This window comes from Tardiphaga robiniae (assembly GCF_013359755.1).
GTDB lineage: Bacteria > Pseudomonadota > Alphaproteobacteria > Rhizobiales > Xanthobacteraceae > Tardiphaga > Tardiphaga robiniae.
The window spans coordinates 113,115-139,700 of record NZ_JABMCJ010000083.1 but is presented as its reverse complement, the minus strand read 5'-3'; the positions used below and the strand labels follow the sequence as shown (position 1 = coordinate 139,700).

25 protein-coding genes are annotated in these 26,586 nt (G+C 61.3%); 14 read left to right on the top strand and 11 right to left on the bottom strand.

Features of this window, described 5'->3' with window-relative positions; genetic code table 11:
- The first annotated feature begins 144 nt into the window (after nt 1-144).
- The 4 genes from apbC to HP556_RS13805 all read left to right on the top strand — a co-directional run bounded on the left by apbC (nt 145) and on the right by HP556_RS13805 (nt 4,756).
- Nucleotides 145-1,326 (top strand): iron-sulfur cluster carrier protein ApbC, encoded by a 1,182-nt coding sequence (apbC, locus tag HP556_RS13820; RefSeq protein ID WP_068730555.1) that lies wholly within the window; start codon nt 145-147, stop codon nt 1,324-1,326.
- Nucleotides 1,327-1,529: 203 nt separating this feature from the next.
- On the top strand, nt 1,530-2,618 hold the full coding sequence (locus tag HP556_RS13815) for a TRAP transporter substrate-binding protein (protein WP_089267138.1): 1,089 nt from the start codon (nt 1,530-1,532) through the stop codon (nt 2,616-2,618).
- 165 nt (nt 2,619-2,783) lie between these two features.
- Nucleotides 2,784-3,872, top strand: a complete 1,089-nt coding sequence (locus HP556_RS13810) for a TRAP transporter substrate-binding protein (RefSeq protein WP_175367519.1) — start codon at nt 2,784-2,786, stop codon at nt 3,870-3,872.
- The gene (locus HP556_RS13805) at nt 3,812-4,756 is read left to right on the top strand and encodes a 2-keto-4-pentenoate hydratase (protein WP_338117571.1); all 945 of its coding nucleotides are present in this window, start codon (nt 3,812-3,814) and stop codon (nt 4,754-4,756) included. The genes HP556_RS13810 and HP556_RS13805 overlap by 61 nt, the downstream gene beginning before the upstream one ends.
- 5 nt (nt 4,757-4,761) lie before the next feature.
- Here the strand turns inward: HP556_RS13805 and HP556_RS13800 are convergent, their stop codons facing one another.
- From HP556_RS13800 to HP556_RS13775, 6 genes are all read right to left on the bottom strand, one after another.
- Nucleotides 4,762-5,109 carry a GFA family protein gene (locus tag HP556_RS13800; protein WP_175367386.1) on the bottom strand — a complete coding sequence of 116 codons (348 nt, stop codon included), beginning with the start codon at nt 5,107-5,109 and terminating at the stop codon, nt 4,762-4,764.
- Nucleotides 5,110-5,151: 42 nt separating this feature from the next.
- A complete protein-coding gene (locus HP556_RS13795; protein ID WP_120290994.1) occupies nt 5,152-6,561 on the bottom strand; it encodes a TRAP transporter large permease in 1,410 nt (469 codons plus the stop codon).
- A gap of 75 nt (nt 6,562-6,636) precedes the next feature.
- Nucleotides 6,637-7,173, bottom strand: a complete 537-nt coding sequence (locus tag HP556_RS13790) for a TRAP transporter small permease subunit (protein WP_089267141.1) — start codon at nt 7,171-7,173, stop codon at nt 6,637-6,639.
- A 186-nt stretch (nt 7,174-7,359) separates the two neighbouring features.
- On the bottom strand, nt 7,360-8,391 hold the full coding sequence (gene moaA / locus HP556_RS13785; RefSeq protein WP_175367385.1) for a GTP 3',8-cyclase MoaA: 1,032 nt from the start codon (nt 8,389-8,391) through the stop codon (nt 7,360-7,362).
- Nucleotides 8,392-8,503: 112 nt separating this feature from the next.
- On the bottom strand, nt 8,504-8,947 hold the full coding sequence (locus HP556_RS13780; protein ID WP_068730561.1) for a hypothetical protein: 444 nt from the start codon (nt 8,945-8,947) through the stop codon (nt 8,504-8,506).
- 149 nt (nt 8,948-9,096) lie between these two features.
- A complete protein-coding gene (locus HP556_RS13775; RefSeq protein ID WP_175367518.1) occupies nt 9,097-9,789 on the bottom strand; it encodes an HAD family hydrolase in 693 nt (230 codons plus the stop codon).
- Nucleotides 9,790-9,980: 191 nt separating this feature from the next.
- Between HP556_RS13775 and rpiA the strand changes: the two genes are divergently transcribed.
- From rpiA to gor, 3 genes are read left to right on the top strand one after another with little or no spacing between them, the layout of a single operon-like run.
- Nucleotides 9,981-10,679, top strand: coding sequence for a ribose-5-phosphate isomerase RpiA (rpiA, locus tag HP556_RS13770; protein ID WP_175367384.1), 699 nt, complete (start codon nt 9,981-9,983; stop codon nt 10,677-10,679).
- 23 nt (nt 10,680-10,702) lie between these two features.
- Nucleotides 10,703-11,242 carry a DUF2059 domain-containing protein gene (locus HP556_RS13765; RefSeq protein WP_093758922.1) on the top strand — a complete coding sequence of 180 codons (540 nt, stop codon included), beginning with the start codon at nt 10,703-10,705 and terminating at the stop codon, nt 11,240-11,242.
- Nucleotides 11,243-11,296: 54 nt separating this feature from the next.
- Complete coding sequence (gene gor / locus HP556_RS13760) at nt 11,297-12,682, top strand: glutathione-disulfide reductase (RefSeq protein WP_175367383.1); 1,386 nt, start codon at nt 11,297-11,299, stop codon at nt 12,680-12,682.
- Between the two features lie 156 nt (nt 12,683-12,838).
- Here the strand turns inward: gor and HP556_RS13755 are convergent, their stop codons facing one another.
- Nucleotides 12,839-13,759, bottom strand: coding sequence for an alpha/beta hydrolase family protein (locus HP556_RS13755; protein ID WP_175367382.1), 921 nt, complete (start codon nt 13,757-13,759; stop codon nt 12,839-12,841).
- A 159-nt stretch (nt 13,760-13,918) separates the two neighbouring features.
- Between HP556_RS13755 and HP556_RS13750 the strand changes: the two genes are divergently transcribed.
- From HP556_RS13750 to HP556_RS13740, 3 genes are read left to right on the top strand one after another with little or no spacing between them, the layout of a single operon-like run.
- Nucleotides 13,919-15,307: a class II 3-deoxy-7-phosphoheptulonate synthase gene (locus HP556_RS13750; protein ID WP_120291004.1), complete on the top strand. Its 1,389-nt coding sequence runs from the start codon at nt 13,919-13,921 to the stop codon at nt 15,305-15,307.
- Between the two features lie 2 nt (nt 15,308-15,309).
- Nucleotides 15,310-15,663 (top strand): diacylglycerol kinase, encoded by a 354-nt coding sequence (locus HP556_RS13745; RefSeq protein WP_120291006.1) that lies wholly within the window; start codon nt 15,310-15,312, stop codon nt 15,661-15,663.
- 43 nt (nt 15,664-15,706) lie between these two features.
- Nucleotides 15,707-17,458 (top strand): NAD+ synthase, encoded by a 1,752-nt coding sequence (locus HP556_RS13740; RefSeq protein WP_175367381.1) that lies wholly within the window; start codon nt 15,707-15,709, stop codon nt 17,456-17,458.
- Between the two features lie 55 nt (nt 17,459-17,513).
- On the opposite strand, the gene HP556_RS13735 is transcribed toward HP556_RS13740, so the two are convergent.
- From HP556_RS13735 to HP556_RS13725, 3 genes are all read right to left on the bottom strand, one after another.
- A complete protein-coding gene (locus HP556_RS13735; RefSeq protein WP_175367380.1) occupies nt 17,514-19,571 on the bottom strand; it encodes a DUF1217 domain-containing protein in 2,058 nt (685 codons plus the stop codon).
- 108 nt (nt 19,572-19,679) lie between these two features.
- Nucleotides 19,680-20,864 (bottom strand): DUF2865 domain-containing protein, encoded by a 1,185-nt coding sequence (locus HP556_RS13730; RefSeq protein WP_175367379.1) that lies wholly within the window; start codon nt 20,862-20,864, stop codon nt 19,680-19,682.
- A 230-nt stretch (nt 20,865-21,094) separates the two neighbouring features.
- On the bottom strand, nt 21,095-21,400 hold the full coding sequence (locus tag HP556_RS13725; RefSeq protein ID WP_089267154.1) for a Rossmann-fold NAD(P)-binding domain-containing protein: 306 nt from the start codon (nt 21,398-21,400) through the stop codon (nt 21,095-21,097).
- Nucleotides 21,401-21,702: 302 nt separating this feature from the next.
- Between HP556_RS13725 and cysS the strand changes: the two genes are divergently transcribed.
- The 4 genes from cysS to HP556_RS13705 all read left to right on the top strand — a co-directional run bounded on the left by cysS (nt 21,703) and on the right by HP556_RS13705 (nt 25,573).
- Nucleotides 21,703-23,097 carry a cysteine--tRNA ligase gene (gene cysS, locus HP556_RS13720; protein WP_175367378.1) on the top strand — a complete coding sequence of 465 codons (1,395 nt, stop codon included), beginning with the start codon at nt 21,703-21,705 and terminating at the stop codon, nt 23,095-23,097.
- 115 nt (nt 23,098-23,212) lie between these two features.
- Nucleotides 23,213-23,707, top strand: coding sequence for a GNAT family N-acetyltransferase (locus HP556_RS13715; RefSeq protein ID WP_093758913.1), 495 nt, complete (start codon nt 23,213-23,215; stop codon nt 23,705-23,707).
- 31 nt (nt 23,708-23,738) lie between these two features.
- Nucleotides 23,739-24,128 carry a VOC family protein gene (locus HP556_RS13710; RefSeq protein WP_175367377.1) on the top strand — a complete coding sequence of 130 codons (390 nt, stop codon included), beginning with the start codon at nt 23,739-23,741 and terminating at the stop codon, nt 24,126-24,128.
- Between the two features lie 251 nt (nt 24,129-24,379).
- Nucleotides 24,380-25,573, top strand: coding sequence for a Fic family protein (locus HP556_RS13705; RefSeq protein WP_175367376.1), 1,194 nt, complete (start codon nt 24,380-24,382; stop codon nt 25,571-25,573).
- A gap of 333 nt (nt 25,574-25,906) precedes the next feature.
- Here HP556_RS13705 and HP556_RS13700 read toward each other — a convergent pair whose 3' ends face one another.
- The gene (locus HP556_RS13700; RefSeq protein ID WP_089267321.1) at nt 25,907-26,512 is read right to left on the bottom strand and encodes an LOG family protein; all 606 of its coding nucleotides are present in this window, start codon (nt 26,510-26,512) and stop codon (nt 25,907-25,909) included.
- Nucleotides 26,513-26,586 lie beyond the last annotated feature (74 nt).

Sequence of the window (26,586 nt, the reverse complement as noted above, 5' to 3'; positions counted from 1 at the left end):
TGGTGCGCTGCAAAAGAAAATCTGGTGCCGGTCTTGTGCCAGAGCAATCTCGGAATTCTCAACATAGCCTAGAAACGGCATGGACTTAGGGCGGAAGTTCTCTATCTGTGCGGTCTAGTTTGTCCGTCGATCGGGAGACACGCATTGAGCGTTTCGCAGCAGCAGGTTCTGGATGGTCTGGCCAAGGTGACATCGCCGCGCGGCGTGCCGCTGATCCATGCGGATGTTTTGTCCGAGATCGTCGTGACCGACGGCAAGGTGCTGTTTTCGATCAATGTGGACGCCGCTGAAGCGCGGGCCTGGGAAAGCGTGCGCGCGCAGGCGGAAGCCGCAGTGCGAGCGATCCCTGGTGTCACAGGTGCAATGGTCGCGCTGACCGCCGAGCGCAAGCCGGGCAGCGCACCGCCTGCGCCGCAGCGCCACGACCATGCAGGGCATTCCCATGGTCCCGGTGGGCATTCGCATGGTCCGCAGTCCGGCGGCGTGCAGCCGGTCTCGGCGCATCGCCCGCATGCGAACCCGGCCAACTCGCCAATGTCAAAACAGGCTGAAATTCCTGGCGTTGCCGCGATCATCGCGGTGGCCTCGGGGAAGGGCGGTGTCGGCAAGTCCACGACGGCGCTCAATCTGGCGCTGGGCCTGCGCGATCTCGGCCTGAAGGTCGGTCTGCTCGACGCCGATATCTATGGTCCTTCGGTGCCGCGGCTGACCGGCATCAATGAAAAGCCGACCCTGGACGACAACAGGAAGATGATCCCGATCGAACGCTTCGGTCTGTCGATCATGTCGATCGGCTTCCTGGTCGAGGAAGAGACCGCGATGATCTGGCGCGGGCCGATGGTGATGTCGGCGATCACCCAGATGTTGCGCGATGTCGCCTGGGGCACGCTCGACGTCCTTATCGTCGACATGCCCCCCGGCACCGGAGATGCACAGCTCACGCTGGCGCAGAACGTGCCCCTGAAGGGCGCCGTGATCGTCTCGACGCCGCAGGATCTGGCGCTGATCGATGCGAGGCGCGGCCTTGCGATGTTTACCAAGGTCAATGTGCCCGTGCTCGGGATCATCGAGAACATGAGCTATTTCCAATGCCCGGAATGCGGCACCCGATCCGACATTTTCGGCCATGGCGGCGCCCGTCATGAGGCAGAGCGGCTTAAGGTGCCGTTCCTCGGCGAGGTGCCGCTGCATATGTCCATCCGCGCCATGTCGGATGCCGGCACGCCGGTGGTCGTGAGCGAGCCCAACGGCCCGCACGCCGCGATCTATCGGGCCATCGGCACGCAGATCCGCGATCGGTTGCAGGGCGTTATTGCGGCAGCGTAAGCCGGCCGGTGGCCGGGGCCGAGATGTCGCATAGAACTTTCGTTCAATTGGGCTGGCAACGACGTTCGTCGTGTTTTCCGCGGCCGAATAACCGTGTTAGACAGCCTCTGCACCAGAGCGTCTTCGGTTGAATCGCGCAACGATTTGCCGCTGAATATGCTCAAAGGAATTCTAGGGAAAACGCCCGCAAAAGGAGAGCTTGAATGAAGCGTCGTGAGTTTTTGAAGGTTTCGACGGCCGGCGCCGCGGTGGCCGCCGTTGCCTCGCCGGCGATCGCGCAGTCCGCGCCCGAGGTCAAATGGCGCCTCGCATCGAGCTTCCCGAAGTCGCTCGACACCATCTATGGCGGCGCCGAGATGATGGCGAAGCAGGTCGCCGAAATGACCGACAACAAATTCCAGATCCAGGTCTTCGCGGCCGGTGAACTGGTCCCCGGTCTGCAGGCGCTCGATGCGACCTCGAACGGCACCGTCGAAATGTGCCACACTGTGTCCTACTACTATGTCGGCAAGGATCCGACCTTCGCGATCTATGCGTCGGTGCCGTTTGGCCTGAACGCACGTCAGCAGAATTCCTGGTGGTACCAGGGCGGCGGCGAGCAGCTCGGCAACGAGTTCTTCAAGAAATTTGGCGTCATCGGTCACCCTTGCGGCAATACGGGCACGCAGATGGGCGGTTGGTTCCGCAAGGAGATCAAGACCGTTGCCGATCTCTCCGGCCTCAAGATGCGCATCGGCGGCATCGCCGGTCAGGTGCTGCAGAAGGTCGGCGTCGTGCCGCAGCAGCTTGCCGGTGGCGACATCTATCCGTCGCTGGAAAAAGGCACCATCGACGCTGCCGAGTGGGTCGGCCCCTATGACGATCAGAAGCTCGGCTTCCAAAAGGTCGCGAAGTACTACTACTATCCAGGTTTCTGGGAAGGTGGTCCGACGGTCCACGCCTTCACCAACCTCGAGAAGTACAATGCGCTGCCGAAGAGCTATCAGGCGATCCTCACCAATGCCTGCGCCAATGCCAACAGCTGGATGGCCGCTCGTTACGACATGCAGAATCCGGCGGCGTTGAAGCAGCTCGTCGCCGGTGGCACGCAGCTGCGTCCGTTCACCAATGAAGTTCTGGATGCATGCCTCAAGGCCACCAACGAACTCTGGGCTGAAATCTCCGCGAAGAACGCCGACTTCAAGAAGTCGATCGACGCGATGCAGGCCTATCGTTCGGACGAATATCTGTGGTGGCAGGTCGCTGAATACACCTTCGACAGCTTCATGATCCGCTCGCGTACCCGCGGCTGATCTTAAGCCTCGATCAAACATGGAGCCCGGCCTTCGCGAGAAGGTCGGGCTTTTTGCATTGCGTCACTCAAATCGCCGTGGCTTCTCGCTGGAACCTGGCCCATGCTGCTCCCCAACGCCCTCGCCAAGAAGGGCGCTGACACATTCACATCCAGGGAGCACATCATGAAGCGTCGTGAGTTCATCAAGGCTGCCGGTCTGGGGGCTGCCGGTGCGGCCATTGCCGCGCCGGCCATCGCGCAATCTTCGCCGGAAATCAAATGGCGGTTAACGTCGAGCTTTCCGAAATCGCTCGATACGATCTATGGCGCCAGCGAGGTATTCGCCAAGGCCGTTGCCGAGGCCACCGACAACAAATTCCAGATCCAGGTGTTTGCCGCAGGTGAGATCGTGCCCGGTCTGCAGGCGCTGGATGCGGCCTCCAACGGCACCGTGGAGATGTGCCACACGGCAGCCTACTATTATGTAGGCAAGGATCCAACCTTCGCGTTCGGTACGGCGGTTCCGTTCGGACTCAACAGCCGGATGCAGACCTCATGGTTGCAGGTAGGCGGTGGCGCCGAACTCTTCAATGAATTTCTCAAAGGCTACAACGTCATCGGATTCGCGGCCGGCAACACCGGCTGCCAGATGGGCGGTTGGTTTCGCAAGGAGCTGAAGGAGCCATCCGACCTCAGTGGTCTCAAAATGCGCATCGGCGGCTTCGCCGGCCGTGTGCTCACCAGGCTCGGGCTCGTTCCGCAACAGGTGGCCGCCGGCGATATCTACCCGTCGCTGGAAAAGGGCACCATCGACGCCGCCGAATGGGTCGGACCTTACGATGATGAAAAGCTCGGTTTCCAGAAGGTCGCCAAATATTACTACTATCCCGGCTTCTGGGAGGGCGGTCCGACACTGCACAACATGGTCAACCTCGCTAAGTGGGAGCAGCTTCCTGCCAGCTACAAGTCGATCATCAAGACCGCCTCGTCGCTCGCCAACGAAACCATGCAGGCACGCTACGACGCCTACAATCCGCCGGCGCTGAAGCGCCTGGTGGCCGGTGGCACGCAGCTGCGGCCGTTCCCCGCATCCATCATGGATGCGTCGCTAAAGGCTGCCAACGAGGTTTATGCCGAGACCTCGGCCAGCAATGCGGCGTTCAAGAAAGTCTATGACAGCATGGTGGCCTTCCGCGGCGACCAGTACACTTGGTGGCAGGTCGCCGAGTACAGCTTCGACAGTTTCATGATCCGCTCGCGCACCCGCAGCTGATCGAAGACTGTTTCGGAAAAAGGAGCCCGGCCTTCGTGAGAAGGCCAGGCTTCTTGTTGAAGCGGTCTCCCTTAGCCGGTGCGCGGACCGCGAATCCGCTAAGTGTTCTGTTCCTGGAGGGAGCCGAATTTGCCATGACCGAATCTGAAATCGAAACGGCCGCCGACATTCTTGCCGAAGCGCGCCGCAACGGGACGCAGATCGAAGGACTTCCGGTAACGCCGTCTTCGGTAGGAGAGGCGCACGAGATTCAGGATCGCGTGGCCACTCTCGTCGGACAGCCCATTGGTGCCTTTAAGGCCGGTGCGCCGCCCGAGGGCGAACCGACACGTGGTCTGATCGAAGCCCGGATGATCCGTTCGAGCCCGGCGCATATGTCGGTGGCCGAAGTCCCGCATCTCGGCGTCGAAGGCGAGGTAGCCTTCCGCTTTACCCGCGATATGCCGGCGCGCGCCGCGCCTTATACGCGCGAAGAGATTGCGCAATCCGTGGCCGTGCTGCCGGCCATCGAGGTGGTCTCCAGCCGGTTTCGGGAGCCGACGAGCCGGCCGCGGTTGGAGCAGCTCGCCGATTGCGGGATCAATGGCGGGCTGGTGCTCGGGCCTGAGATGGCCGACTGGTCACATCTCGATTTGCCGAACCTGCACATCACGTTTGTTGTGAACGGCGAGACGGTGCTGGAGCGCAAAGGCGGCCATCCGACCGACGATCCGCTTGCCGCTGCAATCGCGCTGGCCAATATGTGGCGGGATGCCGGAGGCTTGAAAGCAGGGCATATCGTCACGACAGGCAGCTGGACCGGCATGCCGTTCCTGAAGCCCGGTGATCGCTGTGTGGTGCGATTTGAAAAGCTTGGTGAAGCCGAGATAGTGTTTGTCGGCTGAGCGCGTTAGCGATCCTTGCCGTCGAATTGCTGGATATTCAGAGCGCTCAGATCGACCGCAGGCAGACAGCGCACATTGACCGATGCCATCATCATTCCGTTCGGGGCTTTTCCTTCGCCGAACGGGGCAATGCCGCAGGTGCTGCAGAAGTGATGCTGAATGGCGTGGTGATTGAACGTATAGGTCGACAGGCTTTCTTTCGCGGTCTTCAGCACCAGTTTGTCGCGTGGAACGAAAGCGAGCAGGCCGCCGCGCCGCCGGCACATCGAACAGTTGCAGTCGATGGCCGAATTGAAGTCGCCCTCGACTTCAAAGGCGATGTTGCCGCAATGGCAACTTCCTTCATGCAGCATCGGTTATCCCCTGATCGTAAAGCGCAATAGTAACGTTATCCGCTATTTTGCTGGTCCGAAATCGGGCATTGCCGGCATCTCGATCTGCGGGATCTCGATTTTCACGTTGGACGTATCCACAGCCGTGTTGTCGATCCAGTAGGTCACGAGACCGGGCCAGTAGATCACGATGATCACCAGGATGATCTGCATCCCGACCCATGGCAGTGCGCCGAGATAGATATCGCGGCTCTTCACTTCGGGCGGTGCAATGCCGCGCAGATAGAACAGTGCGAAGCCGAACGGCGGATGCATGAACGACGTCTGCATGTTCACGCAGAGCAGCACGCCGAACCAGACGAGATCGATGCCGAGCTTTGCCGCGACCGGCGCCAGCAACGGGATGATGATGAAGGCGATCTCGAAGAAGTCGAGAAAGAACGCCAGGAAGAACACGAAGATGTTCACGAAGATCAGGAAGCCGATCGCGCCGCCGGGCAGGCCGGTGAGCAGATGCTCGATCCAGCGCGCACCATCCATGCCCTGGAAGACGAGGCTGAAGCAGGTCGAGCCGATTAGGATGAACACCACCATCGAGGTCAGGCGCATGGTCGATGTCATCGCCTGGTCGATCAACGGCCAGGTCAGGCGGCGATGCAGCGCGGCGAGCACCATCGCGCCGACCGCGCCCATGGCGCCGGCTTCGGTGGGCGTCGCGAGGCCGAGGCCGATGGTGCCGAGCACGAGGAAGATCAGCACGATCGAGGGGATCATGCCCCACAGCACACGGCTGATGAGCTTCCAGTTCATGGGCTCGCGCGCATGTTCCGGGATCGGCGGCATCGCGCTCGGCTTCAGGATCGACAATACGACGATATAGAGAATGAAGATCACGACCTGGATGATCGAAGGGCCGATGGCGCCGAGATACATGTCGCCGACCGAACGGCCGAGCTGGTCGGCGAGTACGATCAGCACCAGCGACGGAGGGATGAGCTGCGTGATGGTGCCCGATGCGGCGATGACGCCGGTGGCGAGCTTCATGTCGTAGCCGTAGCGCATCATGATCGGCAGCGAGATCACGCCCATGGCGATGACCGAAGCAGCAACGGTGCCGGTGATGGCGCCGAGCACGGCGCCGACGAGGATCACCGCATAAGCGAGGCCGCCGGGGATCTTGCCGAACAGCTGGCCGGTGCCTTCGAGCAGGTCTTCAGCAAGGCCGCAGCGCTCGAGGATCGCGCCCATGAAAGTGAAGAACGGGATCGACAGCAGCAGGTCGTTCGAGATCGTGCCGTAGAAGCGGAACGGCAGCGCCTGCAGGAAGGACGGATCGAAGTGACCGGTGAAGATGCCGAGAATGCCGAAGAACAGGCCGACCGCGGCCAGCGAGAAGGCGACCGGGAAGCCGAACACCATGAAGCAGATCATGGTGCCGAACATCAGCGGGGGGAACACGCCGTAGGAAAACATCGGTGGTCCTGACTATCGAACTGGTTCTATCGAACGGATTGGTCGAAATGCGAGAGGCTGAAAAAGCGAACGCCGCTATTGCAGCGGCGCTTCGTAATGGGTGTCGATCTTGACGACGCCGGCGAGCGCGGCGATGCGCTTGGCGAGTTCGGCCACACCCTGCAGTAGCAGCAGACCAAAGCCGAGCGGCAGCACAAGCTTCACCGGCCACAGGATCAGGCCGCCCGCATTGCTGGAGACTTCCTGCGAATTCCAGGAATTCAGGAAAAACGGGAACGTCATGTAAGTGAGGTATGTCATCGCCGGCAGCAGGAAGATGCAGAGGCCGATGATGTCGATCCACAGCCGCGCGCGATCGGAGACGGCCGAATAGAGCAGATCGACGCGCACATGCTCATTGAGGCGCAGTGTCTGCGCCGCGCCGAAGAACACGATGCCCGCGAACATGTACCACTGGATTTCGAGCCAGCCGTTCGACGAATAGTTGAAGAGATAACGGATCGTGGCGTTGCCGGCGCTGACGAGGCAGGCAAGCAGCACGAGCCACTTGGCGATGAAGCCGAACACATCGCTCAGTGCATCGATCGCACGTGTGAATTTGAGTACGTCCACAGTTCCCCCCGAAAGTCGCCCCGCTGTCCGCTCATCACGTCTTTCTCACTGAGAAAGCGCAGCTTTTTCCGCTGGGCGAAAGAATTCGGCGGCACCATTTCAGCGCGTCATGCAATCGTCAATCGGAAATTGACGGTTTGTCGCAGGCCATTGGTCGAGGGGGAAGGACGGAGCACCGCCGGTGGGTTACCCCCCGGTCACGCTCATATGCCGGCTGACGCTCGGCCGGTTGTGGCGGCGATCGATGATGAAATCATGCCCCTTCGGCTTCAGGCCGATGGCGCGGTCGATCGTGGCGTTCAGGAGGTCGTTGTCGGCGGAAGCCCGCAGCGGCTTGCGGAGGTCGGAGGCATCCTCGTGGCCCAGGCAGGTATGGATCGTTCCGGTGCAGGTGATGCGCACGCGATTGCACGCCTCGCAGAAATTATGGGTCATCGGCGTGATGAAGCCGATCTTGCCGCCAGTTTCAGCAACGCGAACATAGCGGGCAGGACCGCCGGTATCGTCGGGCAGATCGGTCATCGTGAACTGACTGGCGAGGCGTGCGCGCAGCATAGACAGCGGCACATACTGGTCGATACGGCCTTCGCCGATATCGCCCATCGGCATCACTTCGATCAGCGTCAGCGCCATATCGCGGCCGTGGGCCCATTCGATCAATGAGGGGATCTCGTCCTCATTCATGTTCTTCAAGGCGACGGCATTGATCTTCACGGCCAGGCCCGCAGCCTGCGCCGCGTCGATCCCGGCCAGCACCTTGTTGAGGTCGCCCCAGCGCGTAATGGCGCGGAATTTCGCGGGATCGAGCGTGTCCAGGGAGACGTTGATGCGCTTCACGCCGCAATCCGCGAGCTCAGCGGCATATTTGGACAACAGCGAGCCATTGGTGGTCAGCGTCAGCTCTTTCAGCGCGCCGGTCTTGAGGTGGCGCGACAGCGAACGCACGAGGCCCATGACGTTGCGCCGGACAAGCGGTTCGCCGCCAGTGAGCCGCAGCTTGGTAACGCCCTTGGCGATGAACGCCGAGCAGAGCCGGTCGAGCTCTTCCAGCGTCAGCAGGTCGGCCTTGGGCAGGAACGTCATGTCTTCCGACATGCAATAGAAGCAGCGCAGATCGCAGCGGTCGGTCACCGAGACACGCAAATAGTTGATCCGCCGACCGAACGGATCGGTCATGGCAGAGGAGGCCAGGGCGGGGCTCAACTCGGAGACGGTCATTCAGATGCCTGACTGCAAAACATGAATTGCTCGCGCGGCGAAAAACGCCGCACGTTCAATCTAGTCACGTGTTGCAGCTGGCACAATCACGCCAACGTATATGTTTGGTGGATCAGCGAGGCGCGGGGAACGGCGAGCCCGCCGCAGATGCGGCGGCCGCCGGGGCCGCGGCAGGCGCTGCTGCGCGCTTGGCAGCCTTGCGGGCGCGGCGTGGCGGTGTCGCAGGCTGCAACTCGGCGACGACCGGGCTCGGATCGACCGTGGTCCGTGCCGGCGAGGTGAAGTCCCCGGGAACGCGGGTAATGGTCACCGGAACTGTCATCGGCTGAAATTTTGCGAGGGTAAAGGTTGCGCTGAACCCGGTTTCCGTTGCCAGAGGCAGCGAGCACGGGGTCTTGCAGCTCGGGCCAATCGACGTGACCACCTCTGCGCCGGGCGGAACCGAGTCGAATTGTACGGTAACCGGTTCCGGTGCCGACTTGAATGCGTCCATGGAGAACGACGTGCAACCGGCCAGGCTCAGGCCTGCCGCTGCCAAAACTATTACTCTACGCATGGGTATATCCGTCACGTTTTGCGGCTAGCCGCCATCCCCCGGCAACCATAGGAGCGTCGTACATATGACGCAACACGCAGGCCGCTTATAGTTAATTGATGGTTAACGAAGCCGCCGAACAACCTGAGAAACTCAATTATCTGAACAGGCTAGGCGAGGCGGCGTGGCAACAGGCGGTCGACAGTCGTCGGTAGATCGCGGAAATGGTCGATCACGATGTCGGGCTTGAGTTCGATAATCGGGACATCGGTATAGCCGAATGTAACGCCGATCACCGGGACGTTGGCCCGCCGCGCCACACCGACATCGGGGCCGGCATCGCCGACCATGACAACGGACGACATCACGCCACCGGCACGCGCTACCGTCTGCTGCAGGATGACGGGATCGGGCTTCGCGACGCCGAAGGTGTCGGCGCCGCAGATCGCCGCGAATCGGTCCGTCAGCTCCAGCTTGTCGAGCAGCAGCTTCGACAGCCATTCCAGCTTGTTGGTGCAAACCGCGAAGCGGTAGCCACGCCCCGCCATCTCGTCGAGCGCGCCAATCAGCCCCTCGAAGGGGCGCGACTCGTCAGCGATATGCTCCGCGTAATAAGCGATGAAATCCCCGGTCAGGCGTGTGACCTCGTCCGGGGTCATTTCCCGCCCTTCAAGCTCGAGCCCGCGTTCGATCAGGCGCCGGGCGCCCTGGCCGATCATTTTCCGCGCAGATTCCAGCGGGACGGGGGCCAACCCCTCCTGATGGAGCACATGATTCAGCGCGCTGATGAGATCGGGGGCGGTATCGACGAGGGTGCCGTCGAGGTCGAAAACGACGAGGGGAGCAGGGGAAGCATCTGTCATGCAGGGATCGCTACCGGTCATCGGCCGATCCCGCAAGGGGTCCCGGATGCGGTCCGGCATCCCTTGGAATGCAGGTCTGCATTCCCCGGGAAAGCACGTCCTTCGCCCTGTTCCTTGCCCCCAAACGTCGCTAGATATGCGGCGCATCCCGTCCGCGGGACCGATTGTGAACCGCAAGGACCGCTGCGCCGATGAATATGGACGAGCTGAAACGACAGGCTGCCGCAAAGGCGCTCGAACATGTGCGTGATGGCATGAAGCTCGGACTCGGCACGGGATCGACAGCAAAGCACTTCGTCGAACTGCTGGGTGAACGCGTGGCGGGCGGTCTCAAGGTTATTGGCGTTCCGACGTCTGAGGCCACGCGGGCCGATGCCGAACGTTGCGGCGTGCCGTTGACCACACTCGACGAGGTCGATCGGCTCGATCTCACGGTCGACGGTGCCGACGAAGTCGATCCGGCGCTGAATCTCATCAAGGGCGGCGGCGGCGCATTGCTCCGCGAGAAGATCGTGGCGGCGGCGTCCGACCGCATGATTGTCATCGCCGACGATTCCAAATGGGTGCCGACCCTCGGCCGCTTCCCGCTGCCTGTGGAAGTGATCCCGTTCGGCCTGTCGGCCACACGCCGCGCGATTGCCGATGTGTTCGCCAAGTGCGGGTTGCACGGCGAAATGGCCATTCGCAGCGGCAAGGACGGCCATGCTTTCGTCACCGATGGTGGCCACTGGATCATCGACGCCCGGCTCGGGACCATCACCGATGCGCCCCGACTGGCCGGGCTGCTCGGCGCCATTCCGGGCGTGGTCGAGCACGGTTTGTTTATCGGTCTGGCAAGCACCGCCATGCTGGCAGGATCGCAGGGAATTCGCGTTTTCGAGCGTCCGTAACGGCGCAATCAAGGAGAATTGGAATGAAGAAGCTCTCGCACATGCTGCTGTCCGCCGGTCTGGCGCTCAGCGTTGCAGTGATCGCGCTGCCGGTCTCCGCGCAGCAGGCATCTCCGGAAGGACAGGCTCGTCCGATCAAGCCGGCATCGCCAGCTGCGATCGCTTACGCCAAGGAAATTCTGGCGATGAAGAACGCCAGCGCGATGTATGCCAATGCCGTGCCGAACATGGTTCAGCGCGTCAAGGATTCGCTGCTGCAGAGCAATCTGAACTATCAGAAGGATCTCAACGAGGTCGCCATCACCATCGCGCAGACGATGGCCGGGCGCGACAAGGAGATCACCGAGCAGATGGCGAAGATCTATGCCAGCGACTTCACCGAGGCGGAGTTGAAGGACCTTGCGACTTTCTACAAGTCGCCGCTCGGCCAGAAACTTCTGGTGCAGGAGCCCCAGTCGATTTCCGCCAGCATGACCTATATGCAGCAGTGGGCGCAGCAGTTTTCGGAGCAGGTCAACGGCCTGTTCCGCGCTGAAATGCGCAAGCGCGGCAAGGAAATCTAAGGGCGTAAGCTGAGGCCCGTCATCCCGGGTCTCAGCCCCCAGTTCGGAGCGATCATGGCTGACGTCGACGTCGATCTGTTTGTCATTGGTGGTGGTTCTGGCGGCGTGCGCGCCGCCCGTATCGCGGCCGGCTACGGCGCGAAGGTCATGGTGGCCGAGGAATATCGCTTCGGCGGCACCTGCGTGATCCGCGGCTGCGTGCCGAAGAAGCTGATGGTCTATGCCTCGCATGTCCAGCGCGAGATCGACGATGCCGCCGGTTTCGGTTGGACCATCCCGACGGCGACGTTCGACTGGTCGACCTTCATCGCCAACAAGGACAAGGAGATCGCCCGGCTCGAGGGCATCTATCAGTCCAATGTGGAGAAGACCGGCGCGACGACCGTCAAGACCCGCGCAGTGTTCGAGGATCCGCACACGCTGCGCCTCGGCACCGGCGAGACGGTGAACGCCAAGCATATCTTGATTGCGACCGGCGGCGCGCCCAATCATGGGCCGGCGATTCCCGGCATCGAGCATGTGATTTCCTCCAACGAGGTGTTTCATCTGCCCGAACTGCCGAGGCGCATCGTGATCCAGGGCGGCGGCTATATCGCGCTCGAATTTGCCTGCATCTTTGCAGGATTGGGCTCCGACGTGACGGTGATCTATCGCGGCGACAACATCCTGCGCGGCTTCGATGAAGACGTGCGCGCCCATGTCCGCAGCGAGATGGAAAAGGATGGCATCACCATCCTGACCGGCTGCACGGTGACCAAGGTCGAGAAACACCGGCACGAATTCACGACGCATCTGTCCAGCGGCGCAAGCATCGCATCCGATCAGGTGTTGTTCGCGATCGGCCGCAATCCGAACACCGCCAATCTCGGTCTCGAGAAGGCTGGCGTTGCACTCAAGCCCGCCCATGGCGGCATCATCGTCAATGAGTTCTCGCAGACCAATGTGCCGCATATCTACGCGGTCGGTGACGTCACCAATCGGGTCAACCTCACGCCGGTGGCGATCCGCGAAGGCCACGCCTTTGCCGATACGGTCTTCGGCAAGAAGACCGTGAAGGTCGATCACAGCAATATCCCGACCGCGGTGTTCACCCAGCCGGAAGTCGGCACTGTCGGCATGAGCGAAGAAGAGGCGCGCGCCACCTTCAGCCACGTCGATATCTACAAGACCAATTTCCGGTCGATCAAATCGACGATTTCCGGCAGCGAAAGCCGTGTATTGATGAAGCTGGTGGTCGACGGCGCGACGGATATCGTGGTCGGCGCCCATATCGTCGGACCGGAATCGGCCGAACTCATCCAGGTGCTGGGCATCTGCGTGAAGCTGAAGGCCACCAAGGCTGATTTCGATGCCACCGTGGCCGTGCATCCGAGTGCGGCCGAGGAACTCGTGACGATGCGCACGCCGACCGCGCGCTACGTGCGCGAAGCCGCGGAGTAACACCAGCCCTCATGGTGAGGAGCGCGCCCTTGCGCGCGTCTCGAACCATGAGATGCAACGTATCGGTGTTTGTGGCCATCCTTCGAGACGCGGTCGAAGACGACCGCTCCTCAGGATGAGGGCGGATCGATGATCTGCGGCTTCAATGATGTGCCCCTAATCTTGCATCTGGATCCACTCAGCCGCGCCGCGCCACAGTGTGTCGCGGTGCTCCGGCCGGAAGAAGCCGAAATGGCCGACCTTTTTCGAGCCGGCCTCGATGGGGCGGATACTGTCGATCTCCGGCTTGATCGACGTGAAGCCGGCGCAGAGCATTTCGACGGCGGCGCGTGTCGCCCATGGATCGTCCGAAAAGCTCAGGGCCCGCATCTCGCCGCGGTAACGTGGAAAATTCACGAGTGCCCGCAATTTGCTGTCGTCGAAGAAATAGCGGTCGCTGGTCACCCAATTGGCCCATTCCAGAAACACGTCGCGTGGCAGATCGTAGCCAAGGCCTATCCTGCCGGGCGCATAGCCGATGACGCGCGCCAGCGGCGCGCCGACGAATTTCATCAGCGCATAGATGCGGTAGCCCTCCGGCGGCGTCATCAGTCGCCAGGTGCCGGCTTGTGCCGCGATGAGCAGGGCGCGCGACACTTCGGAATTGTTGGGGATCAGGCCGAGCGCCTGACCGCCGAAGGAATGGCCGACAAAGGCGAGCGGCATCGTCTTGTAGCGCTCGCGCATCCAGGTCACCGCGGCGGTAACATCGAGCGCAGCCCAGTCGGTCATGGACGCCTTGAAGCCCACCAGCGCGTTCGACCGGTCGGACAGGGGATCGGCCTTGGGCCGCGAATCCCCGGTGCCGCGGTAGTCATAGGTCAGCACGGCGCAGCCGCGGCTGGCGAGGTAGCTGGCGAAGCCTCTGTAGATTTTGCGGGGAACGGCGGTTGCGGAATTGATCAGAACCGCGTGGGTACGGGCGCCGCGGGGCAGGTATAGCGTCGCGCCCAACGAATAGCCGTCGGTCGCCTGGAAGGTGATGTCATCGGCAAAAGCGTCGTCCAGTGCAGCCTCCGACACCGCAGTTTCTCCCATGGTGTCCCATATGTTCCTTACCCGGGCCTAGCAAATGCGAATTCGGCTTTGGCTGCAAGGGCTTGGGGCGCAATGTGGATTTCGAACTGGCGATCCCCATCTGTGCTGTGTATAACGCGGCCTCCGCAGCCATAAAGCGCGGTTTTCAGGAGAGAAGTGATGTCCGAGCGGTGGACGCCCGATAGCTGGCGCGGCAAGCCCGTGCTGCAAATGCCGGAATACCCGGATCTCAAGGCCCTTGGCGATGTCGAGGCGCAGCTTGCCACGTTTCCGCCGCTGGTTTTTGCAGGCGAGGCCCGCAATCTGAAGAAGTCGCTCGCCCGCGTGGCTGCCGGCGAGGCCTTCCTGCTGCAGGGCGGCGATTGCGCCGAGAGCTTTGCTGAGCATGGCGCCAACAATATCCGCGATTTCTTCCGCGCCTTCCTGCAGATGTCGGTGGTGCTGACCTATGCCGGCGCGCTGCCCGTGGTGAAGATCGGCCGTATCGCCGGCCAGTTCGCCAAGCCGCGGTCGTCGCCGATGGAGAAGCTCAACGGCGTCGAGCTGCCGAGCTATCGCGGCGACATCATCAATGACATCGCCTTCACGCCAGAATCCCGCGTGCCCGATCCGCAGCGCCAGCTGATGGCCTATCGCCAGTCGGCGGCGACGCTGAATCTGCTGCGCGCTTTCGCGACCGGCGGCTTCGCCAATCTCGGCAGCGTGCACCAGTGGATGCTCGGCTTCCTGAAGGATTCGCAGCAGTCGCGCCGTTACAAGGAACTGGCCGACCGCATCTCGGACGCGCTGAACTTCATGCGCGCCTGCGGCCTCAATCTGGAAAGCCACCCGGAACTGCGGTCGACGGATTTCTACACCAGCCACGAAGCGCTGTTGCTCGGCTATGAGCAGGCCTTCACGCGCGTCGATTCCACGACGGGCGACTGGTACGCGACCTCCGGCCACATGATCTGGATCGGCGACCGTACGCGGCAGCTCGATCATGCCCATGTGGAATACTTCCGCGGCATCAAGAATCCGATCGGCCTGAAGTGCGGCCCGTCGCTGAAGCCGGATGAACTGCTGAAGCTGATCGACGTCCTCAATCCGGACAATGAGCCCGGCCGCCTGACGCTGATCAACCGCTTCGGCCACGAGAAGGTTGGGGAGCATCTGCCGGGCTTCATCCGCGCGGTGCAGAAGGAAGGGCGCTCGGTGGTATGGTCGTGCGATCCGATGCACGGCAACACCATCACGTCGAATTCCGGCTACAAGACCCGTCCATTCGATCGTATCCTGTCCGAGGTGAAGTCGTTCTTCCAGATCCATGCCGCCGAAGGCACCCATCCGGGCGGCGTGCATCTGGAGATGACCGGCCAGAACGTGACGGAATGCACCGGTGGCGCGCGCGCCATTTCGGACGAGGACCTCAACGACCGCTACCACACGGTCTGCGATCCCCGTCTGAATGCCGAGCAATCCATCGACATGGCGTTCCTGATCGCCGAATTGCTGAAGACGTCCCGCGTCGACAGGGCGGAGCCGCTGCCGGTGGCATCGGGTCTCTAAACTTGTCGCGCCTCTGGCGGGCCTGCATCAATACCTGGAATGGCCTGACCTTCGCGACGCGATCGGAGCAGGCCATTCGCGAGGAGCTGTTTGCACTGCTCCTCGCGGTGCCGCTGTCATTTCTCATCGGCACCACCGCAGCGCGTCGGCTCGAGCTGGTGGCGGTGGTTTTGCTGCTGCTCACCGTCGAACTGCTCAACACCGCCATCGAGAAACTGGCCGACCGGCTCACCACCGAACACGATCCGCAGATCGGGCGTGTGAAGGATATGGGATCGGCGGCCGTCGGCGTCGCACTTGTGATCGCCGGCATGACCTGGCTGTATGCGCTCGGTGAGCGCATAGGCATCTTCTAATCCTGCAGTTGCGAAGGGTGAGCCGGTAGGCTTGGATGTTTCCATGACAGAATTGACGCGCTTCACCGTCACACTCGCCCAGCTCAATCCCATCGTCGGTGACATCACCGGCAATGCCGCCAAGGCGCGCGCTGCGCGGGCGCAGGCCAAAGCCGACGGCGCGACGCTGATCGTGTTTCCTGAATTGTTCATCGCCGGCTACCCACCGGAAGATCTGGTGCTGAAACCGGCATTTCAGGCGGCCTGCCGTGCGGCCATCGAGGAGCTGGCGCGCGAGACCGCGGACGGGGGTCCGGCTGTGTTGATCGGCTCGCCCTGGGTCGATGGCGGCAAGCTCTACAATGCCTGCGCGCTGCTCGACGACGGCCGCATCAGCGCGATCCGTTTCAAGGTCAATCTGCCGAATTACGGTGTGTTCGACGAGAAGCGCGTCTTCGCGCGCGGCTCGGTCTCGGGACCCGTCACCATCCGCGGTCTGCGCGTCGGCGTGCCGATCTGCGAAGACACCTGGATGGAAGAGTCCGCCGACTACGAAGACGTGGTCGAGACGCTGACCGAGACCGGCGCCGAAATCCTGATCGTGCCGAACGGTTCGCCATATGCCCGCGGCAAGACGGATCTGCGCTTGTCGGTGCAGGTCGCCCGCGTTACCGAGAGCCATCTGCCGATGGTCTACCTCAATCAGGTCGGCGGTCAGGACGAACTGGTGTTCGACGGCGCGAGCTTTGTGCTCAATGCCGACCGCTCGCTGGGGGCACAATTGCCGTCCTTCACCGAGAGCATCACGACGCTGACATTCGAGAAGATCGACGGCCACTGGCGCTGCGACGGACCGATCGCACCGGTGCCGGAAGGCGACGAGGGCGACTACGCCGCCTGTGTGCTTGGCTTGCGCGATTACGTCAACAAGAACGGCTTCCCCGGCGTACTGATGGGCATCTCCGGCGGTATCGACTCCGCGCTTTGCGCCGCGATCGCCGTGGATGCGCTCGGCGCCGACCGCGTGCGCGGCATCATGCTGCCATTCCGCTACACCGCGCAGGTGTCGCTCGACGATGCCGACAAGCTCGCGAAGGCGCTGGGTTTCCGTTACGAGGTCCTGCCCATTGCGGGCGCGGTGAATGGTTTCGAGAAAATCCTCGCCGATACCTTCAAGGGTCTCGCGCGCGACATCACCGAAGAGAACCTCCAGGCCCGCACCCGTGGCACGTTGTTGATGGCCGTCTCCAACAAGACCGGTGCCATGGTCGTGACCACAGGCAACAAGTCGGAAATGTCGGTGGGCTATGCCACGCTGTATGGCGACATGAATGGCGGCTTCAATCCCATCAAGGATCTCTACAAGACCCAGGTGTTCCGCATCTCGACCCTGCGCAATTCTTGGAAGCCCGAAGGCGCGCTCGGTCCTGATGGCGAAGTGATCCCCAACAACATCATTATCCGTCCGCCCACGGCCGAATTGCGCGAGAACCAGACCGATCAGGACTCGCTACCTCCATACGATATTCTTGATGGCATTCTCGAACGTCTGGTCGAGCGTGAGGAACCGCTGTCAGAGATCGTCGCTGCCGGTTTTGAGAAGGACGTCGTGACGCGCATCGATCGGCTGCTCAACATCGCCGAATACAAGCGCCGGCAGGCGGCGCCGGGCGTGAAAGTGACGCGGAAGAACTTTGGCAGGGATCGCCGCTATCCGATCACCAACAAGTTTCGCGATCTGGCCAATCCGTTGCCGAAGCCCGATGAGGACCTGGTGACGCGGCCCGGCAGGGGCACCAGCGAAGCGTTTGAGTGAAGCTGTAGGGCGAATGACGCCCTACAAACCCGTCGTGTATCTGCGCGTGATCCCGTCACCGCGCCGTTTTGGCCACCGCCGCAAAGGTTGAATCGCTCAGGACGCCACCGCCCTGAAACAGGGTGACGACGGGTGAGGATGCGGCGCTGGTGCTGTTCTTGATGTCATACAGCGCCGAGAAACGGTTCAGCAGTTTGGCCAGCTTGGCGGGATCGGCGAGGTCCTTCAGATTGAGGTGTTTCTCCACCACCTTGGCCTGCTGATCGATATCCATCGCGCCCACCTCGTCCGGCAGGCTGAAGATGGTGCGGAACACTTCCGCCAGCGCCTTGTCCGCAAGCAGGTCATAGGCCGAGGTGATGCTCGGCGCCTTGCGCTCGAAGTAGAGCGCGAGCCGCACGCCGGGATTGCTTTCGCCCTGCTGCGTCTCCAGCGTCTGCTGCAGATATTTGTGCTGGATTTCCATGAACTGGTCGCGGGTCTGCGGCCCGAATTTCGGCAGCCGCGCGATCTCGCCGTCGTCGTCGAAATTGAACGAGGCCACCAGCTCCGCGAAACGCGGATCCTTCTGCGTGTTGACGAAGCTCTTGGGGTCGTTCAGGTCGGAATCGAACATCTTGCGCAGATCGGCGGTGGTCACCTTGGCGGGGTCGAGGTCCTTGGCGACGAGCGCGATGTCGATGAGCTTCCTGTCGGCAAGCAGATCCTTCACGCTCTCGATATTGGCGATGTTCTTCTGATAATAGACCGCGTCCTTGTCGGCCGCCTTGCGCAGCTCGGCCTGTTCCTTGTCCTTCGTGAAGCGTGTCTTGGCGATGATGTAGTCCTTCATCACCTGGGTGACTTCCGCCGCGTCCTGCGCCACCACAGGCGTCGTGATATTTCCGCTGCTGTCGAAATTAAATGCCCGAGCGAGCTGAACGTATCGCTCGTCGTGCAGCTTGTTCACGTAGCTCTTCGGATCGTCCGGATCGCTTTTGAGCACGTTTTTGATGATCGTCGGCGAAACCTCTTCGGGATCGAGGCCAAATGATTTCAGAGCAAAATTATAGACGTTTGGCGTCTTGAGAAAGGCATCGACCGTAGTCACATTGGCGATGCCCGCGCGATACTGCTTGATCAGCGATGCCGCGTAATTTTCATCCGCTGCGAGATAGGCCGCGCCCTGGCTGTTGACATATTTGGTATGGGTGTCGCTCAGCTGCGCGGCTGTCTGGGCAGACGTTCCGGTGGGCAATGTGCCGTCGGGCGAGAACTCGAAAGCGCCGGCAAGCGCCACATAGCTGTCGATCGTCTTGAGCGCATCCTTATAGCTGAGGATACTGACCTCATTCATCGATCCGCGCGTGCGCTCCAGATCGATCTTCCGGCGCAGATCGGCCATATCGGCGCCCGGCTGTTTCAATGCCGCCATGTATGTGTCGATCTTGCCGGCGGCATCGAGCATCGCTGCCTGGGCCTTGGTGATATTCGCATTGATGTCGTCCTTCTGCGACACCCAAACGGAATTGACATAGCTGTTCGGATCGGACGGGTCGCTGCTCAGCACCTTGCTGATCGTGTCGTGGGACCAGCGATTCTTGTCGATGCCGAAGGCCGAGAAAACATAATCCCGCAGCTTGTCGTCGGCGAGCAGGCCATTGACGTTGGTGATCTTTCCGATCGTGAGATTGTAGTAGTTCTTGTTCGCGTCGATGGCATCGACCCCGCGCTGCGCTACGGCCGTGTACAGACCGATCATGTCGTCGGCCTGGTTCTCGGACTGGGCGGTGTTGGTGCTGCTGCTGGTGGTCCCGAAAGGGAAGGCCGCTGCGAAATCCCGGTAACGCTTGTCGCTCAGCTTGTTGGCAAAACTGTTGGCGTCGGAGAGATCGCTTTCCAGCACCTTGCGCAGGAAGGCCTTGGCATAGGCCATGTCCTCCAGACCATAGGCCGTCGTTGCATAGGTATAGAGCCGATAGTCGTTCAGGAGATCATCGACGGTTTTCACCTTGCCGATGTTCTCCTTGTAATAGGCCGTATCCCGCGAGACGGTGGCCTGTTGCGAGATCCGCGTCAGCGATTGGGTGAGATTGCGGGAGACGATATTATAGTTGAGATAAGTCGAGACCATCCGAACACCCTCGCGGTTTGGCGTGAGCCTACCGTTCGGAGGTTGTCCGAAGCTGGACGCTAGGGCTGGGCCGTCGTCGCTCTGCCTGGCCGGGCGAGGACACGAGGCTTAACGCGGCGCGTTATTTGGCAGGAATTGCGGGCCGACGGTCCGGATCTGGCCAGGAGTCGACGGCGCCGTCGGTTGCGCGGGAACTGCTGCTGCAGGCGCCTCCGGTGCTGCGCCCTTCTTCAAGGCGGCAGGCGTGCCCTTTTGCGGCTGCGACATCCGCTTGGCACGTTCCTCGGTGACGATGATGTCGCCATTCTCCGCTGCCGATTTGTCGTCGACATTCTTCAACGCCTCGGACCATGTCTGGCCCTGCGCCTTGCAGGAGCACGACGGGTTGAATTCGGTGCGATACTTGAAAGCGTTCGGCGACGACGAATAGGGCTGACCCGACACCGAGACAGCCGAGTTCATATCCTCGCCGGGATTGCGATAGGTGAACAGGTTGGCGTCGGAGGCCGGGCAGAGATTCTTGCAGGTCCGCTCGTCATCGCCGAAACGCGCCGGGATCGTCGCGAACGAGATCGGGAAATAGAAGCCATCGCAGGTGCGCACGCAGACGGTCCGATAGGTGCCGGACGGAACGGGCGACATATTGCCGTCCAGCGGCGCCGCGCCGGGGCTTGGCTCGTTGTTGCCGAACAGGTTGCTCAGGAAACCGCCGGGGCCTGAGTTCTGCGGCGCCGCGCGCTGCGCAGCGGCGGCGTATTGCGGGCCGCAATTGTTCTGCGCGAGGGCCAGCAGCACCGAGCGGCGCTGGGTATCACGGTCCGAACTGCCGGGCGTGCCGACGCGCAGGCGTTCGAGATTGCTGGTGATCTGATCCAGATTGCCGCGCATCTGCTGGATCTGGTTGTTGACCGGGCCGCACTGCTGCGACTGGCCATTGAACAGCGAGAAGAAGCCGGAACTGTCGCAGCCCATCCGCTTGGCCTGCGCCGAAACGCGATCGAGCTCGCTCTGCTGCTTGGACGCGGCGTCCTCATAGCGGCGAAGCTGCTCGGCGCGCGCGGGATCGAGGCCGTTGCCGCGATCGATGGTCGCAAGCTGCGCCTCGAGGCGCCCGCACATCGGATTGGCGGAGCCCTGCTGCTGCGCCTGACTCGGCGGATAGACCTGCTGCGCGGGATAGGCCGGGGGCGGTCCGTTCTGCGCCGATGCAGGAGTGCCCAGCGACAGCGCACCAACCAGTGCGGCACCAACGAAAGCCCAGCGAGAAAGGGAAGCAGTCACAGTGTCAGACATATCCGGCCAATGCGCGAGTCAGAAGCGAGCGAGACAGAAACAAGCGGAGTGGTGCGGCATCGCGCGTCGATACCGCCGCCAACCTCTCGCCGACGTTGCCAGACGCGCGCGATGAAAATGCGGCGGCGAACGCGGCTTTCCATAGCTGCTTCTCGCGGCAGGGTCACGTCGTTTCCGGGGCCTCACTGTGGCCGCAAGCGCGACGCGAGAAAGTCGCAGGCCGCGGGATGTCAGCGCTGGCAGGTAATCGCAACGAATTCGTCGCATTTGCCGTGATGGCAGGCGCTGCCTGACGTCGGGACCGAGCCGGTCACTTCATCGGGATCGACGCGGCGATAGGCCACCGCCTGGTCGAAGGCGCGTGATTTGCAATAGGACAGGGCGGCATGCGCGCCGCACTTCTCGCCGCGGGCGAGGCACTGGTCGATACCATAACCGTCAGACTGGTTGGCGATGATGAAGACGCGGGAATCGGCAAAGGCCGAGGAAGCGGCCAGAACAAATGCCGCCGTCAGAACGACTGAAATGGATTTCATAACTCACCGAATGAATGAGGAAATTCGCCCTCATTCGATACGCCCCAAAGATTAACAATCATTAACCATGGGCGGGGTAGCGATGGATTGAGGCCGAAATCAGCCCTTTGCGGCATAGTTCCACACCCTTGACGGGCCACCTGGGGTTGCCCCATGGTGCCCCGATGAACGGTTCTCTCGCCATTTGTGGCATTTGCCGCGAGATTAAGAGCTAGCGATTCGCTGGCTGAGGCCGTCTTTTCTCACACGAGATCAATCTCAAGAGGGATGAGAGGACGCCCGGCCGCTAGGGACGGACATCCATGGAACTGCGCCTTTACGACACCCTGACCCGCGAGAAGCGCGTCTTCACGCCGATCGATGCCGACAACGTCCGGATGTATGTCTGCGGGCCGACGGTCTACGACTTCGCCCATATCGGCAATGCGCGTCCGGTGATCGTGTTCGACGTGCTGTACCGGCTGCTGCGGTACATCTACGGCACTGATAAAGTCACCTATGTCCGCAACATCACCGACGTCGATGACAAGATAAACGATCGCGCGTTGCGCGACTTTCCGGGCCTGCCGCTGAACGAGGCGATCCGCCGGGTCACCGAGACCACGGCCAATCAGTTTCAGGCCGACGTCGAAGCGCTGGGTTGCCTGTCGCCGACGGTGCAGCCGCGGGCGACGGACTTCGTGCTGCCGCGGGCCGACGGCAAAACCGACATGGTGACGCTGATCAAGGAATTGATCGCGCGCGGCCATGCGTATGAGGCTGCGGGCGAAGTGTTGTTCGACACCCAGTCGATGGCCGACTATGGCGCACTCTCCGGCCGCAAACTGGAAGACCAGCAGGCCGGTGCGCGCGTCGCAGTCGATGCGCACAAGAAGCATCCGACCGACTTCGTGTTGTGGAAGCAGTCATCCGCGGAAGAGCCCGGCTGGGACAGTCCGTGGGGCAGGGGCCGTCCGGGCTGGCACATCGAGTGCTCGGCGATGGCGGAGGCCTATCTCGGCACGATCTTCGACATTCATGGCGGCGGCCTCGACCTGATCTTCCCGCATCATGAAAACGAAATCGCCCAGTCGCGCTGCGCGCACGGTACGCATGCGATGGCGAATTACTGGATGCATAACGGCTTCCTGCAGGTTGAAGGCGAGAAGATGTCGAAGAGCCTCGGCAATTTCTTCACTATCCGGGAATTGCTGAATGACTGGCCAGGCGAAGTGTTGCGCCTGAACATGCTGAAGACTCATTATCGCTCGCCGATCGACTGGACCGTGAAGGGTTTGGAAGAGAGCGCCAAGACGCTCGATGACTGGTATTGGGTCGCGGCGGATGCAACAGGTGGCGACGTCTCCGACAAGGTGATGGAGCCGATGTTCGACGATCTGAACACGTCGCTGGCTGTTGCAGCGCTGCACGGTCTTCGCAACAGTGCGGCCGCAGGCAATGACGGCGATCGTAGCCAGTTTGCAGCGTCGTTGCGTGCGCTCGGTTTCCTGTCGGAAACGGCTGCTGCATGGAATGGACGCAAACAACAGGCCAGCGGGATCGATGCAGCAAAGGTCGATGGTTTGATTGCGGATCGCACAGCCGCGCGGGCCCGCAAGGACTTCAAGGAGTCGGATCGTATTCGCGACGAACTTGCCGCCATGGGCGTCGTCATCAAGGACTCGAAGGAAGGCACCACCTGGGAGATCGCGCGATGAGCCGACCCGACACACCGTTTCCAAAGCACTGGAAATATTACATCGCCCTCAAGTGGGCATTGATCATCGGCGCCATCGCGCTGGCGCTGAAGCTGGTGGATTTCTGGTGAGCGCGATGGGCGAGGCGAAACCGGCATTGCGACCGTTCCTGCCGGATGACACCGCAATTGCGGCTGCGATCTTCGTGGCCAGCATCGAGGAATTGACGGGCGACGACTACAGCGAAGCGCAGCAGGAAGCCTGGGCTGCAACGGTCGACGACGAAGTGGCCTTCGGCAAGCGGCTGGCGTCGCAACTCACACTGATTGCGACGCTGGACGGCGTTCCGGTCGGCTTTGCATCGCTGAAAGGCGCCAATCACATCGATCTGCTTTACGTGCATCCGAATGCGGCCCTCCAGGGTGTGGCATCGCTGCTGATCGATGCGATCGAGAAGCTGGCAGGTGCACGCGGCGCCAAGCTGCTGACCGTCGATGCCAGCGACACCGCCGAGCCCTTCTTCAAGAAACGCGGATATATCCCGACACAGCGCAACAGCGTGCCGCTGAATGACGAGTGGCTTGCCAACACCACGATGCAGAAGACGCTGGGCGAATCCGGGGCGTCGTAAATCGAATGACGAAGGCGGGGGAGGAAGACCGATGATCGATCACATCTCCATCGCGGTCAGCAATCTCGAACGGGCCGTAGCATTCTACGAGCGCAGCTTCGCGCCGCTTGGCATGACCCGACTGGTGACACGTCCGGCAATGGTCGGGTTCGGCAAGACCTATCCGGAAGTCTGGCTCAATCTGCGTGCAGGCATGGCGCCGCTACCGCTTGATAGCGGTGTGCATCTTTGTCTGCGTGCGAGGACGATGGATGAGGTTGATGCGTTTTATGCGGCAGCCATGGCCGCTGGCGGCGTCTCGGAAAGCGTGCCCTCGCTGCGGCCGCATGATCGCGTGCGCTACTATGCGACTTTCATCGCCGATGCCGATGGTAATCGCATCGAGGTGGCGACGTTCCCGAAGGACGATATTGCGCCGTAGTTTTGCTCCGCAAACCCGCTTTCGAGAAAAGTGAGTTAGGGAAAGGACCTCATCGTATTTCCCGCCTTGCACAGGATCGGCCAAAATCTACTCGGAAAATAAATTTATAATGTAAAATCAGTTGCTTAAGGTATCGGAAGAGCGGTTAGTAATCTAACTTCAAGATCGGCCAAGAAATCGGCCAATATTAATAATAATTTCGTATTTTGTACGAATTATCAATATCTTGCAATATCGTGTGATCGGCCAAAATGACAGAAGAAACCCCACAGCGCATTGAGCCTGCGAGGCTGGAAGAGACATCCGAGGCCATCGCGGACGTGATCGCCGATCTGTCTGTTGCCTCCACGAAACTCGGCGTCGGGTTGCATCCGCGCACGGCTGCGAACCTCGCCGACCTCGTGCGGCTGATGAACACCTATTACAGCAACCTGATTGAAGGCCATAACACGCGCCCGAAAGATATTGCCCGTGCACTGGAAGGCAAGCTCGACCAGGACGAGGGCCGCAGGAACCTTCAGCTTGAGGCTGCCGCGCATGTGCGCGTGCAAACCGAGATCGACCGTCTTGTCTCCGACGGCAAACTCGGCGAGCCGGCCTCAATCGAATTCATCAAATGGCTCCACCTCGAATTCTATCGCGATGCGCCGGAAGATATGTTGCGCATCAGCGGCAAGGATTCCGAATTCATCATGATGCCGGGTGCGTGGCGCTCGAAGCCGGGGCACGACGTGGCAGTTGGACGGCATGTGCCGCCATCAAGCGCGCGCGTCGATGACTTCATGAAATATTTCGAGCAGCGTTATGCGTTCAAATCTTTGAAGACTGCGGGCCGCATCATGGCGATTGCCGCCGCCCATCATCGCTTCAATTACATCCATCCTTTTCCGGATGGTAACGGTCGTGTCAGTCGCTTGATGAGCCATGCTATGGCGCAGCTTTCCGGAATAGGGTCGCATGGCCTTTGGTCAATCTCACGCGGTCTTGCCCGCGGTCTGAAGACGCCAAGCGAATACAAGCGAATGATGGATTTGGCGGACACGCCGCGCCAGGGCGATCTCGACGGACGTGGCAATCTCTCGCTCAAAGCGCTCAGCGAATTTATCCTGTGGTTCCTGCAAGTCTGTCTCGATCAGGTGAAGTTCATGGACAGCCTGTTCGAGCTCGATAGTCTGGGCCAGCGCTTGAGTACCTATGTCGAGCGCAGCAACACGCTGAAGCCAGAGGCCAAACGCCTTCTGGAGGAAGCGCTCATTCGTGGACAGTTTGAACGTGGCGATATTTCTCGTATCACGGGACTTCCGGATCGCACGGCGCGCCGGGTATTGGCCGATGTCATCGCCGAAGGCCTGCTCGCATCGGAGACGCCAAAGGGTGCGGTCTCGTTGCGCTTCCCGGTCGAGGCGCTCGACGTGCTGTTTCCGAGGTTGTTTCCAGAGACGTAAAGGAGAGCAGGCCCGCGCAAGCCGAGGTAAGGTTTGCATTTCGTGTGGCGCGACAGAGCGCCCAACAAATTCGTCGCAACATTGCGTCCAACAAAATGAATTTCTCATCGACGCTGCCAAAACGAGCTTGGCAGCAAATCGTTGAGTTCACATTAGAAATGAGTCTGTCTGATTCGTTCGTATTAAATCCGAGGCTCCGAAGGTCATTCGAGCCGGGTGAAGCGGGGCCGCCGGGTGAGAGGGAGCCAGTGAGTGAAACGCTGGCTCCTCCTCATCTGAGGCGTTATTGGCGCTCGGCTTCGACCTCTTCCCCCGCAAGCGAAGAGAGGTTAGTCAGAGCCGCGTCGCGACGTCCGGAGCCAGCTTCTTGGCTTCGTCGGAAGCCAGCGCCGCAGCGGTGCGGAGCCGGGGCAGGATGTCTTCGGCACGGTCGGCCGTCAGCACGTCCAGCGGCAGTGTCGGCCGGATGAAGGCTGTCGAGCGCATGTGTTTGAGCAGCTCGAGCAGCGGCTCCCAGAAGTTATCGATATTGGCCATCAGGATCGGCTTGCTGTGGCGGCCGAGCTGCTGCCAGGTGAGCTGTTCGACCAGCTCTTCCAACGTGCCGATGCCGCCGGGCAGGGCGACGAAGGCGTCCGACCGCTCAAACATCAGCCGTTTGCGCTCATGCATGTCGTGGGTGACGATCAGTTCCTGAGCCGCGGTCAGCGCGTTTTCGCGCTTGGTCAGGAATTCCGGGATGATGCCGGTGACCCGGCCGCCATTGTCCAGCACGGACTTGGCGACCGCGCCCATCAGGCCGATGGAGCCGCCGCCATAGACCAGGCCGATGCCTTGCTCGGCCATGATCTTGCCGAGCGCGACCGCTGATTCGACGAAGCTGGGATTGGTACCGGGGCCGGAGCCGCAATAGACGCAGATCGTTTTAATTGTGCTCATAGATTCCATGTGGCACTGCGGGATAACAGCGTCAAGACACGGAATGAACGCGATACGGGAAATTCCTGCCCGGG

What these genes read in the sequence shown, in the direction of transcription:
- HP556_RS13730 (WP_175367379.1), bottom strand. Translation starts at nt 20,864, where the DNA reads ATGTCTGACACTGTGACTGCTTCCCTTTCTCGCTGGGCTTTCGTTGGT.
- cysS (WP_175367378.1), top strand. Translation starts at nt 21,703, where the DNA reads ATGGAACTGCGCCTTTACGACACCCTGACCCGCGAGAAGCGCGTCTTC.
- HP556_RS13775 (WP_175367518.1), bottom strand. Translation starts at nt 9,789, where the DNA reads ATGACAGATGCTTCCCCTGCTCCCCTCGTCGTTTTCGACCTCGACGGC.
- HP556_RS13725 (WP_089267154.1), bottom strand. Translation starts at nt 21,400, where the DNA reads ATGAAATCCATTTCAGTCGTTCTGACGGCGGCATTTGTTCTGGCCGCT.
- HP556_RS13700 (WP_089267321.1), bottom strand. Translation starts at nt 26,512, where the DNA reads ATGAGCACAATTAAAACGATCTGCGTCTATTGCGGCTCCGGCCCCGGT.
- HP556_RS13740 (WP_175367381.1), top strand. Translation starts at nt 15,707, where the DNA reads ATGACAGAATTGACGCGCTTCACCGTCACACTCGCCCAGCTCAATCCC.
- HP556_RS13715 (WP_093758913.1), top strand. Translation starts at nt 23,213, where the DNA reads ATGGGCGAGGCGAAACCGGCATTGCGACCGTTCCTGCCGGATGACACC.
- HP556_RS13705 (WP_175367376.1), top strand. Translation starts at nt 24,380, where the DNA reads ATGACAGAAGAAACCCCACAGCGCATTGAGCCTGCGAGGCTGGAAGAG.
- HP556_RS13755 (WP_175367382.1), bottom strand. Translation starts at nt 13,759, where the DNA reads ATGGGAGAAACTGCGGTGTCGGAGGCTGCACTGGACGACGCTTTTGCC.
- HP556_RS13795 (WP_120290994.1), bottom strand. Translation starts at nt 6,561, where the DNA reads ATGTTTTCCTACGGCGTGTTCCCCCCGCTGATGTTCGGCACCATGATC.
- HP556_RS13815 (WP_089267138.1), top strand. Translation starts at nt 1,530, where the DNA reads ATGAAGCGTCGTGAGTTTTTGAAGGTTTCGACGGCCGGCGCCGCGGTG.
- HP556_RS13735 (WP_175367380.1), bottom strand. Translation starts at nt 19,571, where the DNA reads ATGGTCTCGACTTATCTCAACTATAATATCGTCTCCCGCAATCTCACC.
- HP556_RS13810 (WP_175367519.1), top strand. Translation starts at nt 2,784, where the DNA reads ATGAAGCGTCGTGAGTTCATCAAGGCTGCCGGTCTGGGGGCTGCCGGT.
- HP556_RS13800 (WP_175367386.1), bottom strand. Translation starts at nt 5,109, where the DNA reads ATGCTGCATGAAGGAAGTTGCCATTGCGGCAACATCGCCTTTGAAGTC.
- HP556_RS13780 (WP_068730561.1), bottom strand. Translation starts at nt 8,947, where the DNA reads ATGCGTAGAGTAATAGTTTTGGCAGCGGCAGGCCTGAGCCTGGCCGGT.
- HP556_RS13765 (WP_093758922.1), top strand. Translation starts at nt 10,703, where the DNA reads ATGAAGAAGCTCTCGCACATGCTGCTGTCCGCCGGTCTGGCGCTCAGC.
- HP556_RS13710 (WP_175367377.1), top strand. Translation starts at nt 23,739, where the DNA reads ATGATCGATCACATCTCCATCGCGGTCAGCAATCTCGAACGGGCCGTA.
- gor (WP_175367383.1), top strand. Translation starts at nt 11,297, where the DNA reads ATGGCTGACGTCGACGTCGATCTGTTTGTCATTGGTGGTGGTTCTGGC.
- moaA (WP_175367385.1), bottom strand. Translation starts at nt 8,391, where the DNA reads ATGACCGTCTCCGAGTTGAGCCCCGCCCTGGCCTCCTCTGCCATGACC.
- rpiA (WP_175367384.1), top strand. Translation starts at nt 9,981, where the DNA reads ATGAATATGGACGAGCTGAAACGACAGGCTGCCGCAAAGGCGCTCGAA.
- HP556_RS13750 (WP_120291004.1), top strand. Translation starts at nt 13,919, where the DNA reads ATGTCCGAGCGGTGGACGCCCGATAGCTGGCGCGGCAAGCCCGTGCTG.